Source organism: Variovorax sp. N23 (assembly GCF_025486315.1).
Lineage (GTDB): Bacteria > Pseudomonadota > Gammaproteobacteria > Burkholderiales > Burkholderiaceae_C > Variovorax.
This window is the reverse complement of record NZ_JAOOPY010000005.1, coordinates 210,576-226,604: the sequence shown is the minus strand read 5'-3', so window position 1 is coordinate 226,604 and position 16,029 is coordinate 210,576. Positions and strand designations below refer to the sequence as shown.

Here is a 16,029-nt window from a genome sequence, read left to right as displayed (position 1 = left end):
CCGCGCTTCAGCCGATCTCGGTCGGGTGGCCCGAGGCGAGCCAGGCGTCCAGGCCGCCGGCCAGCGGCCGTGCCTGCGTCACGCCCTGCGCCGCGAGCAGCCGCGCCGCCATGGCGGCGGTCACCTCGTTGGGGCAGTTGCAGTAGAGGACGACGTGGCGGTCATGGGGCAGCTCGGGAATGCCGCGGTTCTTCTTCATGTCCTGCAGGTGCAGCACCAGGGCGCCCGGGATGCGGCGGGGTTCGAGTTCGGCGCCGGCCGGCGAGCGCACGTCGATCACCACCGGCGGTGCCTCCGAGGCCATCAGCGCGTGCAGTTCGTCGACCGTGACGCGCGGGATGTCGATGGCCAGCAGCATCGCGCGCCGCCGCCAGTAGCGCAGGCCGATCCCCGCGGCCACCGCCACCAGCAGCACCAGCAGGGCCGCCGCGCCGGCGTCGGCCATGGCGTCGAGCACCGCCTGGATCTGCGTGCTGAAGATCCAGCCCGGAACCAGGAAGGCGGCCGACCAGATGGCCGCGGCCAGGGTGTCGAAACCGACGAAGCGTGCCGTCGACATGTGCAGCGCGCCGGCCATCGGCGGCGCGACCACCGACACGCCCGGCACGAACTTGGCCGCGATCAGCGAGGCACCCCCCCAGCGCGTGATGAGCGATTCGCTCTGCCGCACGCAGGTGTCCGGCGACAGCGACACCTTGCACAGCAGCCGCATCATGCGGTGGCCGAAGCGGCGTCCGGCGTAGAACCAGGCGGCGTCGCCCAGCAGGTTGCCCAGCAGCGCGCCCAGCACCGTGGACCAGAGGGAGATCTGCCCCATGGCGGCCAGCCCGCCCGCCACCACCAGCACCGCCGACGCGGGGATCGGCGCACCCAGCCGCGCCGCGAGCGTGGCGAAGAAGACCACCGCGACGCCGCGCTCGGTGGCCAGGGACAACAGTTCTTGCATGCGGGCAATCTACCCGTTTCGCCTCGGCGCCGCTGGCGGCCCCGGCGCGCCGTGGCGTGCAACGGCGGATCAGGCGGCGTGGGCCGCGGCCGTGTAGCCGGGGAAGCGCAGCGCAGGACGCATGAATGGCGACGGCACCGCCGCGGCCGGGCGCTGCACCTCGCGCTCGATCGCAATCAGCCCGCGCCGCGACGCGACCGCGGCCGCTTCGGTGCGGCTGCGCGCATCGAGCTTGCCGAGGATGGCCTTGACGTGCGTCTTCACGGTGCCCACGGCGATGTCGAGCCCGCTGGCGATGGCCTTGTTGCCGCGGCCTTCGGCGATGAGCTGCAGCACGTCGAGCTCGCGCGGCGTGAGCGCCTCGTGGATCAGGCTGTCGGCCAGGCGATGGCTGACCGCCGCGCAGAGCGCCCGCGCGCCACGCGCCACGGACCGGATGCCGTCGGTCAGTTCCTGCAGCTGGCAGCCCAGCAGCAGGTAGCCGTGCACGCCGGCCTCGAGGGCGGCGCGCACCTCGCGTTCGCGGTCGATGGTGGTGACGACCATCACCCGGCACAGCGGATGCGCGTGCTTGCGCGCCTGCAGTGCCCAGGCGACGCCGCCGTCGTAGTCGGCGATGACGATGTCGGCAGAGGCCGGGTCGGCGTCGATGCCGTGCACCGAAACCTCGAAGTCGGGCTGCTGGCGCAGCGCGGTGGCAAGACCGATGGCCACCAGCGGCTCGTCGTGCATCACGAGCACCTGAAGTCGGTCGGCGGGATGTGGCATGGGCGTTCTCCGGAGCGTTGGGGGAGCCGCCAGTGTCGTGAGGCCATGCTGGTGTCCCGTGTCGAAGCACCCCCGCCCAGATGTCAGGTGAAACAAAGCAGCCATCGATGCGTGACGCCGGCCTTGCGCGAGCCGGGCCGCCCGGTTTCGGTGGTAGCGTCGAAGCCATGCTGCCAACCGATGTCTCCGACGATCTTCCGTGCTGGGTGGTGCATTGCGACGGCAGTGCGCAGCCCAACCCGGGGCGCATGGGGCTGGGGGCGGTGCTCGTCGCGCCGGACGGCAGCCGTCAGGCGCTGTCGGAAGCGGCCCCCGAGCGCGGCTGCAACAACGAGGCCGAGCTGCGGGCATGCATGGCGGCGCTGCACCGGCTGAGCGCGCAGGGCGCGACGGCGGCCCGTCTCTACAGCGACAGCAGCATCCTGGTCGAGCAGCTCCGGGGCGCGGGAGACGGGCCGCCGGTGGCGCGCCTCGCGCCGCTGTTCGACGAGGCCCGGGCCTTGCTTTCGAGCTTCGCGCGCAGCAGCGTTCACTGGGTGCCACGACACCGCAACGCCGAGGCCGACGCGCTGGCCCGTGCAGCGCTGGGGCTGGCGCCCAAGCCGGCCCGCAAGCCGGGGTCGGCCCGACGCAAGCGCTGAACACTGCGGCGGCAGACTCCGGCCGCCTTCACCTTCCCGGCTATCCTCGAGCGGTTTTCCCGATGCCCATAGAGGTTCTGCCCGCGCGATGAAAGTCATTCCCCCCAAGGGCCCCGGACTGCTGCGATTCAACCTGTTCGCCTGGCTGCTGCTCGTGAGCCTGCTCGCGACGCTGCCGATGCTCACCTATGCGGTCTTCGCGTTCCGCAGCCGGGTGGCGGAGCGACAGGTGCAGGGGCAGGAGGCGCTCGGGCGCCGTGCGGCTGCATCCGCCATCGCCATCCAGCAGGAGCTCAGGAGCGTCGAGCTGGAGCTTCGTACGCTCGCGCAGTTGGACATCGTGATCAATGGCGACCTCTCCACGCTCCACGAGTTCGCCCGGCGTGTCGTGGCGGCCGACCCCCGCATCGCGGCGTTCCGCCTGGCCGACAGGAACGGCCGGCAACTGCTGCGCACCGACGAACCCTTCGGCAAGGACCTGCCGCCCGTGCGCGCCAGCCAGGAGACGCCGCGTGTTTTCGCGCGCGGCGAGTCCGAGATCTCGCCGGTCTTCCTCGACGAACCCAGCCGGCAAGGGCTCGTGGCGCTGACGGTGCCGATGAAGGTGGGCGGTGACAGTCTCTATGCGATCACCGCCTTCGTGAAAAGCACCGCGATCACGGGGCGGCTGAACGAGGCCGAATGGCCGCCCGGCTGGGCCGCCGTCGTGCTCGATGGTCAGCGCCGGATCGTGTCCCGCTCGCAGGATTCGCAGCGCTTCGTCGGCCAGCCGAGCACGCCGTCGCTGACCGACGCCCTCGATCGCGGCCTGACCTCGTTCCGGTCGCAGACCAAGGAGGGCGTCGAGATGATCACCCGCATCGCGGACGTTCCGGTGTTCGGCTGGAAGGTGGTGGTCGGCCGCTCGTCGTCGGCGATCGATCGGGAGGTCCGCTCCGCGCTCAACAGCGTCCTGCTGGGCGGGCTCGGCTGCGCCGCCCTCGGCATCGCGTGCGCGCTCTACGTCGCGCATGTGCTGCGCAAGCGCATCCGCGCCGTCATCGATGCGGTGCGCGAAGGGGGCGACACCGTCCACACGTCCAGCGCCGTGAGCGAGATCGATCAGCTGGCGACGGCGCTGACCTCCGCCCGCAAGAGCGTGGGCCGCACGATCGCCGCGCTCGATGCGGCCCGGCGCGATGCGCTCACGGGTCTGCGCGGCCGCGCGCTTTTCATGCAGGACGCTGCGGCCGTGATCGACACCGCGCGGCTCGGCGGCCACGACGACCGCGTCGCGCTGCTCTACATCGACCTCGACGGCTTCAAGGAGGTCAACGACCGGTACGGCCACGAGGCCGGCGACCGCGTGCTCAAAGGCGTGGCCGAGGTGCTGCTCAAGAGCCTTCGCGGCAGCGACGTGATCGGGCGCATCGGCGGCGACGAGTTCGCCGCCTGCCTGTGCGCGCCGGCCGACAAGATCGCCAGCGTGAGCTCCCACGCCGCCGAACGCATCGTCGCGGCGGTCGCAGCCCTGGGGAACGGCGTCGGCTGCAGCATCGGCGTGGCGATCGGTGGCGACTCCGAACTGGACGTGCTGCTCGACCGCGCCGACAAGCGGATGCTGGCCGAGAAGAAACGGCGCCGCATGCGCAGCGTCTGAGTGACCCGTGCCGCGCTAGGACGGCCGGTACTGGTGGAGCCAGGTCTCCGACAGCGCCTGGGTGCCGTGGCGCAGGAAGAGCCGCATCTCGACCGGCTCGTCACCCGTGGCGGCATGGTCGAACTGCGCCCGCCAGTGCCCCGGCACGCCGTTGGGCACGGGTTCGGCGAAGGTGTACGAGAAGGTGCCGCGCGTCGCGGTCAGCACGAGTTCGGGCCGCGTGCCGAAGGGCAACGCGGCGAGCGGGGCGCCGATGAATTCCACCATGAACTTGCGCACGCCGGCCGGCCGCGGCTTGCCCGGCTGCCCGCCGCGGCCGGTGCGGGTGGCCACGCAGCGTGCCAGCGGCGCGGGGTGGGGCTCGGCGCCGGTCCAGTGCAACCGGTAGCGCAGGGCGTAGCGCGCACCGGCGGTCGCCGGCGCCTGGGGCACCCAGCAGGCGACCACGTTGTCGTGGATCTCGTCGTCCGTCGGGATCTCGATGAGTTGCACCGCGCCTTCGCCCCAGTCGCCCAACGGCTCGACCCACAGGCTGGGCCGCTGCTCGTAGTGCACGCCGTCCAGGTAATGGTCGAAGACGCGGTCGCGCTGGAGCAGGCCGAAGCCGCGCGGCTGCGTATCGGCGAAGGCCGACGCGGTGGTCTGCGCCGGGTTGTTGAGCGGGCGCCAGACGCGCTCGCCGTTGCCGCGCCACAGGGCGAGGCCGTCGGAATCGTGCACCTCCGGGCGCCAGTCGGTGGCGGTGGGGCGCGTTTCCGAGTACCAGTACATCGAGGTCAGGGGCGCGATGCCCAGCCGCGCCACGTCGCGGCGCAGGAACAGCCGGCAGTCGACGTCCATCACGACGGCCTGGGTGCGTCGCATCTCGAAGCGGTAGGCGCCGGCGATGCTGGGGCCTTCGAGCAAGGCGAAGACCGTGACGCTGTCGCTGCCGTCCGTCGGCGGCTCGAAGTAGAAGTGGGTGAAGGCCGGGAACTCCTCGGCCTGGCCCGGCACCGCCACGTCCACCGCGATGCCGCGGGCCGACAGGCCGTACTGGTAGAGCGCACCGATCGCGCGGAAGTAGGAGGCGCCGAGGAAGGCGACCCAGTCGTTCTTTCGCCAGTCCGGCGCGCTGGCGTCGCCCCGTCGGCTTTCCTGGAAGCGGAAACCCGCAAAGCCGGCCCCCGGGGGCAGCTGCCGTGCCGGGCTGTCGGCCGGCATGTCGAAGTAGCCGGGGTCGTAGAGGATCTCGCGCTCGAAGCCGTCGCCGGCCGCGGTTTCGATCAGGTGCATGTGCACCGGGGTCGGGAAGAAGCGCCCGAGGTGGAAGAAGGTGACCGGGAAAGCGCCGGGACCGTCGCGGAAGAGGGCGCTGCCGGTGTCGAACCTGATCTTCCCGTGCGCCTCGTAGTCGATGCGGTCGAGCACGCCGGCCGGCAGCGCCGGCGCGGCGACGAAGGGGCGCCCGGCCAGCGATTCGGCCTGCGCGGCGAGGCGCTCGAAGGAAAACGGCCCGGGGCGGCCCAGCTTCAGGCCGGTCGCAGCGAAGGCGGTATCGGTAGGCCCCAGGGCGGCGAGCGCCGCGGCGGCGCTGCCGGCCGCGAGAAAGGTGCGTCGGTCCAGCATGGGCGCCCATGCTGCCGAAGATGCCGTGCGGGCGATGTAGGTGGAGGCCGGACGTCTGGCGTCAGGGCGTTCTTTCGCTGGACGCCATCGGAGACGGTCGGATTCAGGCGAATTCGGCCGCCGCGCTGCGCCAGGAGCGGTGCGACATGCGGCGCAGCAGATCGAGCTGCCGCACTTCCTCGGCATCGCGCAGGCTCTTGGCCGCCCGGGCAGCGACGTAGTCGACGAACAGGGCGTCGACCCGGCTCGTCCATTCGCGCGCTGCCTCGGGGCAGGCAGGAATGTCGAGCCCGCTCTTGCGGAGGATGTCGGCTTTCTGGGCGGTGGTGAGCATGGCGTGGCCTGAAGAAACGGGACGATGCCAATCTATCGGCAACGCAAGCCCCGAACCATTGGCTACATGGCGTATGCAGGTGTCGGACGATGCCAACTATGACCGGAATCGGTGTCTCATTGCGTCGTGTCGCCCGTGAGGGCTGCGGATCAGCCCGCCATCAGCTTCTGCACCAGCTCGGCCGTGGTGGCCGCGGCGTACTTGCGCATCAGCCGGGCGCGGTGCAGTTCGACCGTCCGGTGGCTGATGCCGAGCACCCGGCCGATCTCCTTGGAGGTCAGGCCCTGCATCACCTGCGCGGCCACCTCGCGCTCGCGCGGCGTCAGCGCGGCCTTGGTCGACCGGCGCGAGCCGAGGTCCTCGAAGGTCCAGATGCCGGCCTCGTGCGGGGCCGCGCGGTTCAGCGCATGGCCGGTCACATGGCACCAGAAGGTTTCGCCGGCGAAGGCGCCGTGCAGGCCGCCCAGCCGCCGCATCATGCGATTGTCGGCGTAGCGGCCGCTGGCATTGAGGATCGGCACCATGCGCTTGCCGATGCGCTCGAATTCGGCGACGCTCGGGTACAGCACCCGGAAGGACTGGCCCACCAGCATCTCGCGGCCGGCACCGAACATCTGGCAGAGCCGTTCGTTGCAGTCGACCATCGTGCGGTTGCGCGAGAGCACCATGCCCACCGGCGCATGCTCGAAGGCCAGCCGGTAGTCGATGGCGGTGGTGGCTGCCGTGGCGCTCTCGGGTGTCTCCATTACGAAATACTACGTATGCGGGTACGTAGTATCGTCGCCAAGCAGTTTCCGTTTTCTCATCCCTATCCACACTCACCCCGCGAGGATCACGACCCATGGTGAACAAGATCTATGCCTCCGCCAAGGAGGCGCTGGCCGGCGTCGTCGCCGACAACCAGATGCTCGCCGTCGGCGGCTTCGGCCTTTGCGGCATTCCGGAGGCGCTGATCGATGCGCTCAAGGACAGCAACGTGCAGAACCTGACGGTGGTCTCGAACAACGCGGGCGTCGACGGCTTCGGTCTCGGCAAGCTGCTCGAGACGCGGCAGATCAAGAAGATGGTCGCCAGCTACGTCGGCGAGAACAAGGAGTTCGAGCGGCAGTACCTGGCCGGCGAACTCGAACTCGAATTCACGCCGCAGGGCACGCTGGCCGAGAAGCTGCGCGCCGGCGGCGCCGGCATCCCGGCCTTCTTCACCAAGACCGGTGTGGGCACGCAGGTGGCCGAGGGCAAGGAGCTGCGCGATTTCGACGGCGAGACCTACGTGATGGAGCGTTCGCTGGTGCCCGACGTGGCGCTGGTGAAGGCCGACGTGGCCGACACGTCGGGCAACCTGCGCTTCCGCCTGACGGCGCGCAACTTCAACCCGGCTGCGGCGATGGCCGGCAAGGTCTGCATCGTCGAGGTCGAGCGGATCGTCGAGCTGGGCGAGCTGGCCCCCGACGACATCCACCTGCCGGGCATCTACGTGCACCGCATCGTGCTCAACGCCAACCCCGAGAAGCGCATCGAGAAGCGCACCGTGAGCGCCGCCGCGCCGGTGGACGTCGAGGCCGCGAAGGTCGAGGCGCAGGCCGTGATCGCGCAGGCCGCGGTGATCGACGAGGTGCCCGTCCCCAAAGTCCCCGCCAACAAGAAAGAGGGAGCCTGACATGCCCTGGACCCAAGACCAGATGGCCGCGCGCGCGGCCCGCGAACTCGAAGACGGCTTCTATGTGAACCTGGGCATCGGCATCCCGACGCTGGTGGCGAACCACACCGGCGACAAGGAGGTCTGGCTGCAGAGCGAGAACGGCATGCTGGGCATCGGCCCCTTCCCGACCGACGACGCAGTGGACGCCGACCTGATCAACGCCGGCAAGCAGACGGTGACGACCCTGCCCGGATCGGCCATCTTCGGCAGCCACGACAGCTTCGCGATGATCCGCGGCGGCAAGATCAACCTGTCGATCCTCGGCGCCATGCAGGTGAGCGCCAAGGGCGACCTCGCCAACTGGATGATCCCCGGCAAGATGGTCAAGGGCATGGGCGGCGCCATGGACCTGGTGGCCGGCGTGAAGCGCGTGATCGTGCTGATGGAGCACGTCGCCAAGAAGAAGGACGGCACCGAGGACCTGAAGATCCTCGAGCAGTGCACGCTGCCCCTGACCGGCGTGGGGGTGGTCGACCGCATCATCACCGACCTCGCGGTGATGGACGTGACGCCCGAGGGCCTGAAGGTGATCGAGCTGGCCGAAGGCGTCAGCTTCGACGCGCTGCAGGCCAAGACGGGTGTGCCGCTGATCCGCTGATCTGCGGGCGCGAGCACCAGAGGCGCTGAACCGCCGAGCCTGCCCTCAATGCAGGTTCTGCGGCAGCGCCTCTTGCGTCGGCGCCTCGCCGGCGCGACTGCCCAGCCCCTGCCTGGGCAGCACGAAGGCCAGCACCACGATGCCCAGCGTGACGGCCAGCATGACCAGGAAGGTGAACTGCAGCGAGCCGGCCAGCGCTGCGCGGATGGCGACGTCGCTCACGCTCGCCGCCGGGCCGTCGTGCGTGCCCTCCAGCAACTGACGCAGCTGCGATTCCGAGATCAGCGCGCCGCCGTTCGCGCGGCTCAGCCCGACATTGAAGATGGCGCCGAAGAAGGTGGCGCCCAGCGCGCTGCCGAGGTTGCGCGAGAAGATGTTCGACGCGGTCGCGATGCCCCGTTGCGACAGCTCGACCGATTCCTGGATGAGGATCAGCGAGCCCAGGCTCAGCAGGCCGAAGCCCAGGCCGATGACGAAGGAGCCCACGCCGGCCAGCACCGGCGAGCTGCCGGGCCGCAGCAGCGCGAAGGCCAGCGCACCCAGCGGGATCAGGGCCGCCCCCGCGAACACCACGCGCCACAGGCCGAAGCGCTGGAAGGTGCGGGAGGCCAGGGTGGCGCCCAGTGGCCAGCCGAGCATCACCATCGTGAGCGCCAGCCCGGCCACGACCGACGAGCGCTCGAGCACCACCAGGACGTACATCGGCAGGAAGGTCGTGATGCCGATGAGCGACATGCCCACCAGCATCGACGCGCCGTTGACGGTCGCGATGACCCGCGCGCCCCACAGGCGGAACGAAATCATCGGGTCGTGGGCGCGCCGTTCCTGCACGACGAAGAGCACGGCCGCGACCACGAAGCCGAGCGCCCAGGCCGTTGCCGGGCCGGTGTTGCCGATGCCGAACTCCGTGAGCGCGATCATCAGCGCGGCGATGCCGACGGTGAAGAGCAGGGCGCCGATCAGGTCGATCGAGCTGCGGCGCACCGAGGGGGCCTCGCGCAGGAAGAACCAGAAGCCGGCGGCGGCCAGCAGGCCGATCGGGAGGTTGACCCAGAAGATCCAGGCCCAGGAGAGCTTCTGCACGATCAGCGCGCCGAGCATCGGCCCGAGCACGGCCGACACCGCCCACACGCTCGCCAGATAGCCCTGCACCTTGCCGCGCTCACGCACCGGGTACAGGTCGCCGACGATGGTCAGCGCCACCGGCTGGATGGCGCCGGCACCCACGCCCTGGATCAGGCGGAAGGCGATCATCGCGGGCATCGACCAGGCGAAGCCCGCCAGCACCGAGCCCACCAGGAAGATCGCGATGCCCACCAGCATCACCGGCTTGCGGCCGTACAGGTCGGACAGCTTGCCGAAGACCACCGTCATGGCCGTCTGCGCCAGCAGGAAGGACGCGAAGACCCAGCTGTAGAGGTGCAGGCCGCCCAGCGACGTGGCGATCTGCGGCATGACGGTGGCGACGATGGTGGCTTCGATCGCCACCATGGCCATGGACGCCATGATCGATGCGATGACCAGCGGCCGGCTGGTGGTTCGGGGGGTGGAGCGCATGCGGTGCCGCGAGGGCCTGTCTCTGTGAAGCGGGAATGCTACAGAGAAGCGGCCGCCCCCGTGCGGCGCTCAGCCTCTGGTGCCGTGCGCAGCGGCCCGAGGGGCCGCCGCGGGGATCAGGGCCGGCTTGGTGGCCGGTGTGGCGGGGGTGGCCGACGGCGCCGGTGGTACAGCCGGTGCAGGCGGCGGGCTCGGCGGCAACTGATAGCTCCAGGTTTCGCTCAGCGTCCTGTCGCCCTGCACGAGCGCCGCGCGCATTTCCACCGGCAGCGCCGGGTTCTTCACCTTCACGCGCAGCTGCACGCGCACACCCTTGATGGCCGGGTTGCGCTGCACCGAGTTCTCCAGCAGCTCGGCGTTGTCGCCCACGCTCACCAGCGCGCTCACCGGCGCATCGGGCGGCAGCTTGGCCAGCACCGGCCCCTCGAAGTCGATCAGGAAGGCGGCGCTGCCGTCGAGCGCGCGGATCAGGTTGGCCTGCAGCTGCTCGCCGTCGGTGTGGAAGGTCTGGCGCACCCAGGCGTTGTCCTGGCCGTGCAGCGCCGGCTCGTCGGTGGTCCAGTGCATGCGGTAGGCGAACTGCAGCATCTGGCCGCGCTGCGTCGGCGCATCGGGCGTCCAGTAGGCGACGATGTTGTCGTTGGTCTCGTCGGGCGTCGGGATCTCCATCAGCGTGACCTTGCCCTTGCCCCAGTTGCCCTGCGGCTCGATCCAGGCGCTGGGCCGCAGGTCGTAGCGGTCGCGCAGGTCCTCGAAGCGCGAGAACTCGCGGCCGCGCTGCAGCAGGCCGAAGCCCTTCGGGTTGTCGACGCTGAAGGTGCTGATCGCCAGCGTCTTGGGGTTGTTCAGCGGGCGCCACAGCCACTCGTTGGCGCCGGTGTGGATGGCCAGGCCGTTTGAGTCGTGGATGGCGGGGCGGAAGCTGCGCTTGAGGTCCGACTGCTGGTTCGGTCCATAGAGGAACATGCTGGTGAGCGGCGCGACGCCCAGCGACTGGATGTCGCCGCGCACGAACACGTTGGCCTGCACGTCGACCACCGCGTCCTTGCCGCCGGGCTGCAGGATGAACTGGTAGGCCCCGGTGGCGCGCGGGGAGTCGAGCAGGGCGTAGATGATCAGCTGCTTCTCGCCGGCGGCCGGGCGCTGCACCCAGAACTCGCGGAAGTTCGGGAACTCCTCGCCGCCGGGCGGCGCGGTGTCGATCGCCAGCCCGCGGCTCGACAGTCCGTAGACCTGGCCCTTGCCGATGACGCGGAAGTAGCTCGCGCCCAGGAAGCTCATGATCTCGTCGTCCTTGCCCTCCTGGTTGATCGGGTACAGCACGCGAAAGCCCGCGTAGCCGAGCGTGCGGGTGGCGTCCTTGTCGAAGCTGAGGTTGCCGAAGTCGAAGCGCTCGGGGTCGTACTTGATCTCCTGCACCGCGTCGCCGGCGATCTCGTTGATGCGCACCGGGGCGTTGAACTGCATGCCCTGGTGGTAGAAGTTCAGCCGGAAGGGCGTGGGCTGGTCGCGCCACTCGAAGCGGTCGGTGCGCGGCTGCATCTTCTGGTAGTCGGCGAACTGCATGCCGCTGAAGACCGGCGGCAGGTTGCTCACCGGCGCCACATAGGGCTTTTCCATCAGCGCCCGCGCACGCGCCGTCACGTCGTCGAGCGAGAAGGCATGCGCCTGGGCGGCGCACAGCAGGGAGGCGACGACGCCCGTGCAGAGCAGGGTGATCGAGGATGTCTTTTTGCGGCGAGCGGTCGAGATCATGGGCTGGATTCCGGAAGGCAGCTGGGAGAAGGGGAGAGGATCACGCGGTCGGTCGCGGCGGCCTCGTGCATGTCTGAACGACTGCGCGGCCATGCGACGAATCCCGACAGGGGCGGGCGCTCGTGGCCACGACACTCGCGAACGCGCATTCGCAAGTCAGAAGCCATCGCCCTGCCGCGCGCTGGCGGGGCGGGTGGAACGGCGGCTTGTCGACATGGGCTTAGCTTAGCATCGCCAAATGTGCGGGCCTGTCGGCAAAGACCGGCTTCGCACCCATCCTCCGAGAAAGAGACTGAATGAAGATGTCGTATCTGCTGGCCTTGGTGGCCGGCCTGGCCAGTCCGCTGGCCTTCGCCCAGCACGATCCCTCGGCGCTGGCCAACAAGGGCACGTTCATCGCGGACATCGTCGGGAAGATGACCCTCGACGAGAAGATCGGCCAGCTTCGCCTCATCAGCATCGGCCCCGAGATGCCGATCGCGCAGCTGGCGCAGGAGATCACCGCGGGCCGCGTCGGCGGCACCTTCAATTCGGTGAACCGCCCGCACAACCGCCTGCTGCAGGACGCGGCCATGAAGGGCCGGCTGAAGATCCCGATGTTCTTCGCCTACGACGTCATCCACGGCCACCGCACCACCTTTCCGATCGGCCTGGGCCTGGCGTCGAGCTGGGACATGGACGCGGTCAGGCTGATGGCCCGCACCGCCGCGAAGGAAGCCGCGGGCGATTCCGTCGACATGACCTTCGCGCCGATGGTCGACATCTCGCGCGACCCGCGCTGGGGCCGCACCTCCGAAGGCTTCGGCGAAGACCCATACCTGGTGTCCGAGATCGCCAAGGCGACGGTCCAGGGTTTCCAGGGCACGCTGCCGGTGCCGGCCGACCACATCATGGCCAGCGTCAAGCACTTCGCGCTGTATGGGGCGGTCGAGGGCGGGCGCGACTACAACACCGTCGACATGAGCCCGATGCGCATGTACAACGAGTACCTGCCGCCGTACCGCGCCGCCATCGATGCCGGTGCCGGCGGCGTGATGGTCGCGCTGAACTCCATCAACGGCGTGCCGGCCACGTCGAACACCTGGCTCATGCAGGACCTGCTGCGCAAGGACTGGGGCTTCAAGGGCGTGGCCGTGAGCGACCACGGCGCCATCGTCGAGCTCATGCGCCACGGCGTGGCCAAGGACGAGCGCGAAGCCGCCAAGCTCGCCATCAAGAACGGCATCGATCTCAGCATGGCCGACTCGGTCTACCTGAAGGAGCTGCCGGCGCTGGTGAAGTCCGGCGAGGTGAGCATGCGCGAGATCGACAGCGCGGTGCGCGAGGTGCTGGGCGCCAAGTACGACATGGGCCTGTTCCACAACCCGTACCTGCGCATCGGCGTGGCCAAGGACGATCCCCCGGACCTCGACGCCGAGAGCCGCCTGCACCGTGCCGCCGCACGCGAGGTGGCGCGCAAGTCGATGGTGCTGCTGGAGAACCGCGGGCAAACGCTGCCGCTCGCGAAGTCGAAGACCATCGCGCTGGTCGGCCCGCTGGCCGACGCGCCCATCGACATGCTGGGCAGCTGGTCGGCGGCAGGCAATTCCAAGAACGCCGTCACGCTGCGCACCGGGCTGAACGCGGCCGTCGGCACGCAGGGCCGCGTGCTGTATGCGCGCGGTGCCAACATCACCAACGACGAGGGCATCGTCAAGTACCTCAACTTCCTCAACTGGGACACGCCCGAGGTCACGCAGGACAAGCGCACGCCGGCCGCGATGATCGACGAGGCGGTGGCCGCCGCGCGCCAGTCGGACGTGATCGTCGCCGCCGTGGGCGAGGCGCGCGGCATGTCGCACGAGTCGTCGAGCCGCACCAGCCTCGACCTGCCGCAGAGCCAGCGCGACCTCGTCACCGCGCTCAAGGCCACCGGCAAGCCGCTGGTGCTGGTGCTGATGAATGGCCGCCCGCTGGCGCTGCAGCGCGAGCAGCAGGAGGCCGACGCCATCCTCGAGACCTGGTACACCGGCATGGAAGGCGGCCACGCCATCGCCGACGTGCTCTTCGGCGACTACAACCCGTCAGGCAAGCTCCCGATCTCGTTCCCGCGCTCGGTCGGCCAGATTCCGACCTACTACAACCATGCGCGCCTGGGTCGCCCCTTCACCGAAGGCAAGCCGGGCAACTACACCTCGCAGTACTTCGAGGAAGTCACCGGCCCGCTGTACCCCTTCGGCTACGGCCTGAGCTACACGGACTTCGCGCTGTCCGATGTGGTGCTGTCGGGCGCGACGATGGTGCGCAACGGCAAGATCGAGGCGGCCGTCACGGTGAAGAACTTGGGCCAGCGCGCCGGCGAGACGGTCGTGCAGCTCTACATCCAGGACGTCGCCGCCTCGGTGGTGCGACCGGTGAAGGAGCTCAAGGATTTCCGCAGGGTGGCGCTGCAGCCGGGCGAGGAGAAGGTGGTGCGCTTCACCATCGACGACTCGAAGCTGAAGTTCTTCAACGCGCAGCTGCAGCATGTGGCCGAGCCCGGCGCCTTCAACGTGCAGATCGGCCTCGACTCGCAGGCGGTGAAGCAGCAGCGCTTCGACCTGCAATAAGCGGAGGCGGCGAGCGATGCCCGACACCGACGCGCTGACCCGTCTCCGGCCGCTGTGGCAGCAGGCCGGCCTGCCCGCGGAGGCGCTCGCCTTCGCGCACCTGGCCGGCGCCGACCCGGTGCTGCCGTCGTCCTTCGCCGTCGGCGCTGCCGCGCAGACCAGCATCGCGGCAGCGGCGCTGGCCGCCTGCGAGCTGGGCCATGCGCGCGGCACGCCGCGGCAGGCGGTCGCGGTCGACATGCGTCATGCCGCGCTGGAGTGCACCGGCTGGTTCAGCCTCGACGGCCGGGTGCTCGATCCGTGGGATGTCTTCTCGGGCCTGTACCGCTGCGCCGACGGCCATGTGCGCATCCACGCCAACTTCCGCCATCACCGGGAGGGCGCCTTGCGCTTGCTCGGGCTCGACCCCGAGGGCGCACAGCGCAGCGACGCCGAGCAGGCGCTGCTGGCCTGGCGCGCGCTGGACTTCGAGCAAGCCGCCGCCGAGCGCGGGCTGGTGGTCACGGCCTTGCGCCGCTTCGACGACTGGGACGCGACGCCCCAAGGCCGCGCGGTGGCCGCGCAGCCGCTCCTCACGCTCGAGCGCATCGGCGACGCCGCACCGCGCGCGCTGCCGCCGCTCGTCGACGACGCGCCACCGCTCGCCGGCCTGCGGGTGCTCGACCTCACGCGCATCCTGGCCGGCCCCGTTGGCGGCCGTGCGCTGGCGGCCTACGGCGCCGATGTGCTGCTGGTCAATTCGCCGGTGCTGCCCAACATCGACGCCATCGCCGACACCAGCCGAGGCAAGCTGTCGGCCCATGTCGACCTGCGCAGCGACGACGGGCAGGCCACGCTGCAGCGCCTGGTCGCCGATGCGCATGTCTTCGTGCAGGGCTACCGGCCCGGCGGCCTGGCCGACCTGGGCTTCGGCCCCGAGGCGCTGGCCCGCCTGCGGCCCGGCATCGTCTGCGTCTCGCTGAGCGCCTACGGCACGCAGGGCCCGTGGGCATCGCGGCGCGGGTTCGATTCGCTGGTGCAGACGGCCATGGGCTTCAACCATGCCGAGGGCCAGGCCAAAGGCGACGGCCAGCCGCGCCCGATGCCGGTGCAGATCCTCGACGAGGCCACCGGCTACCTGATCGCCTTCGGGGCCGCCGCCGCCCTGTGGCGCCAGCAGCGCGAGGGCGGCAGCTGGCATGTGCAGGTGTCGCTGGCGCAGACCGGCCAGTGGCTGCGCAGCCTGGGCCGCGTGCCGGGCGGGCTCGACGTGCCCAGGCCCGGCATCGCCGACCTCGCGCCCTTCATCGAGACCAGCGCGTCGGGCTTCGGCGAGCTGCAGGCGCTGCGCCACAGCGCCCAGCTCGCCCGCACGCCGGCCGTCTGGCGCCGGCCGTCGATGCCGCCCGGCACGCATCCTGCGCAATGGCCGTGATGCACGCTCGAATGGCCATGCATCTGCATCGCCTGGGAACCGGCGCGAAAGTGGGAGGGATCGGGGCCGTGGTGCTGGCCGCTGCGACCTGGGCTCAGGCGCAGGGCAACTGGTTCACCGTGGCCGGTAATCCGGCCGATGCGGCCGCCGACACGGTGCAGGTGGACCCGGTCCCGGTCCGGCGCGAGCGCGACGCCCGCATCATGTACGTGCGCGTGAGCCGCGCCACGCCGCGCCGCAACTGGGACGGCGTGGGCTATCGGTCCTACGAGTCGGAAGTGCACTTCGACTGCCGCACGCGCCGCGCCCACTACCGGCAGGCGCGCTTCTACGACCAGCCGCTCTGGCGGGGCGACGCCCACACGCACAGCGACTACACGGGCGACCCCAAGCCGATGCTGTTCAAGGACATGGCACCGAACCCGACGCAGCGCATCGTGCGCGCGGCCTGCGGCACCTAGCCGACCCGCGCGGTCGCGTCC

At 70.3% G+C, this 16,029-nt stretch carries 14 protein-coding genes; 7 read left to right on the top strand and 7 right to left on the bottom strand.

Features of this window, described 5'->3' with window-relative positions:
- Positions 1 to 7 precede the first annotated feature (7 nt).
- Positions 8 to 946: a VTT domain-containing protein gene (locus N8A90_RS10185; protein ID WP_262074735.1), complete on the bottom strand. Its 939-nt coding sequence runs from the start codon at positions 944 to 946 to the stop codon at positions 8 to 10.
- Between the two features lie 69 nt (positions 947 to 1,015).
- Positions 1,016 to 1,714, bottom strand: coding sequence for a LuxR C-terminal-related transcriptional regulator (locus N8A90_RS10180; RefSeq protein WP_262074734.1), 699 nt, complete (start codon positions 1,712 to 1,714; stop codon positions 1,016 to 1,018).
- Positions 1,715 to 1,881: 167 nt separating this feature from the next.
- Between N8A90_RS10180 and N8A90_RS10175 the strand changes: the two genes are divergently transcribed.
- Both N8A90_RS10175 and N8A90_RS25400 read left to right on the top strand, forming a co-directional pair.
- On the top strand, positions 1,882 to 2,355 hold the full coding sequence (locus N8A90_RS10175) for a ribonuclease HI family protein (RefSeq protein WP_262074733.1): 474 nt from the start codon (positions 1,882 to 1,884) through the stop codon (positions 2,353 to 2,355).
- 88 nt (positions 2,356 to 2,443) lie between these two features.
- The gene (locus tag N8A90_RS25400) at positions 2,444 to 3,994 is read left to right on the top strand and encodes a sensor domain-containing diguanylate cyclase (RefSeq protein ID WP_316044016.1); all 1,551 of its coding nucleotides are present in this window, start codon (positions 2,444 to 2,446) and stop codon (positions 3,992 to 3,994) included.
- Positions 3,995 to 4,009: 15 nt separating this feature from the next.
- Here N8A90_RS25400 and N8A90_RS10165 read toward each other — a convergent pair whose 3' ends face one another.
- The 3 genes from N8A90_RS10165 to N8A90_RS10155 all read right to left on the bottom strand — a co-directional run bounded on the left by N8A90_RS10165 (position 4,010) and on the right by N8A90_RS10155 (position 6,682).
- Entirely contained in the window at positions 4,010 to 5,602 is a 1,593-nt protein-coding gene (locus tag N8A90_RS10165; protein WP_262074732.1) for a glucan biosynthesis protein, read from the bottom strand.
- A 103-nt stretch (positions 5,603 to 5,705) separates the two neighbouring features.
- The gene (locus N8A90_RS10160; protein ID WP_262074731.1) at positions 5,706 to 5,936 is read right to left on the bottom strand and encodes a hypothetical protein; all 231 of its coding nucleotides are present in this window, start codon (positions 5,934 to 5,936) and stop codon (positions 5,706 to 5,708) included.
- 149 nt (positions 5,937 to 6,085) lie between these two features.
- Positions 6,086 to 6,682, bottom strand: a complete 597-nt coding sequence (locus tag N8A90_RS10155; RefSeq protein ID WP_262074730.1) for a LuxR C-terminal-related transcriptional regulator — start codon at positions 6,680 to 6,682, stop codon at positions 6,086 to 6,088.
- Between the two features lie 98 nt (positions 6,683 to 6,780).
- On the opposite strand from N8A90_RS10155, the gene N8A90_RS10150 reads away from it, so the two are divergent.
- Positions 6,781 to 7,593 (top strand): CoA transferase subunit A, encoded by an 813-nt coding sequence (locus N8A90_RS10150; RefSeq protein WP_262074846.1) that lies wholly within the window; start codon positions 6,781 to 6,783, stop codon positions 7,591 to 7,593.
- A gap of 1 nt (position 7,594) precedes the next feature.
- Positions 7,595 to 8,233 (top strand): 3-oxoacid CoA-transferase subunit B, encoded by a 639-nt coding sequence (locus tag N8A90_RS10145; RefSeq protein ID WP_262074729.1) that lies wholly within the window; start codon positions 7,595 to 7,597, stop codon positions 8,231 to 8,233.
- A gap of 45 nt (positions 8,234 to 8,278) precedes the next feature.
- Here the strand turns inward: N8A90_RS10145 and N8A90_RS10140 are convergent, their stop codons facing one another.
- Both N8A90_RS10140 and N8A90_RS10135 read right to left on the bottom strand, forming a co-directional pair.
- Positions 8,279 to 9,790: an MFS transporter gene (locus N8A90_RS10140; protein WP_262074728.1), complete on the bottom strand. Its 1,512-nt coding sequence runs from the start codon at positions 9,788 to 9,790 to the stop codon at positions 8,279 to 8,281.
- A gap of 69 nt (positions 9,791 to 9,859) precedes the next feature.
- Positions 9,860 to 11,545 (bottom strand): glucan biosynthesis protein G, encoded by a 1,686-nt coding sequence (locus N8A90_RS10135; RefSeq protein ID WP_262074727.1) that lies wholly within the window; start codon positions 11,543 to 11,545, stop codon positions 9,860 to 9,862.
- A gap of 302 nt (positions 11,546 to 11,847) precedes the next feature.
- Here N8A90_RS10135 and bglX point away from each other — a divergent pair, with 302 nt between their 5' ends.
- Genes bglX through N8A90_RS10120 form a run of 3 tightly spaced genes read left to right on the top strand, consistent with a single transcriptional unit; the run spans position 11,848 to position 16,008 of the window.
- Complete coding sequence (gene bglX, locus N8A90_RS10130) at positions 11,848 to 14,133, top strand: beta-glucosidase BglX (protein WP_262074845.1); 2,286 nt, start codon at positions 11,848 to 11,850, stop codon at positions 14,131 to 14,133.
- A gap of 16 nt (positions 14,134 to 14,149) precedes the next feature.
- Positions 14,150 to 15,547, top strand: coding sequence for a CoA transferase (locus tag N8A90_RS10125; RefSeq protein ID WP_262074726.1), 1,398 nt, complete (start codon positions 14,150 to 14,152; stop codon positions 15,545 to 15,547).
- Positions 15,548 to 15,564: 17 nt separating this feature from the next.
- Positions 15,565 to 16,008 (top strand): surface-adhesin E family protein, encoded by a 444-nt coding sequence (locus N8A90_RS10120; RefSeq protein ID WP_262074725.1) that lies wholly within the window; start codon positions 15,565 to 15,567, stop codon positions 16,006 to 16,008.
- Positions 16,009 to 16,029: the final 21 nt, after the last annotated feature.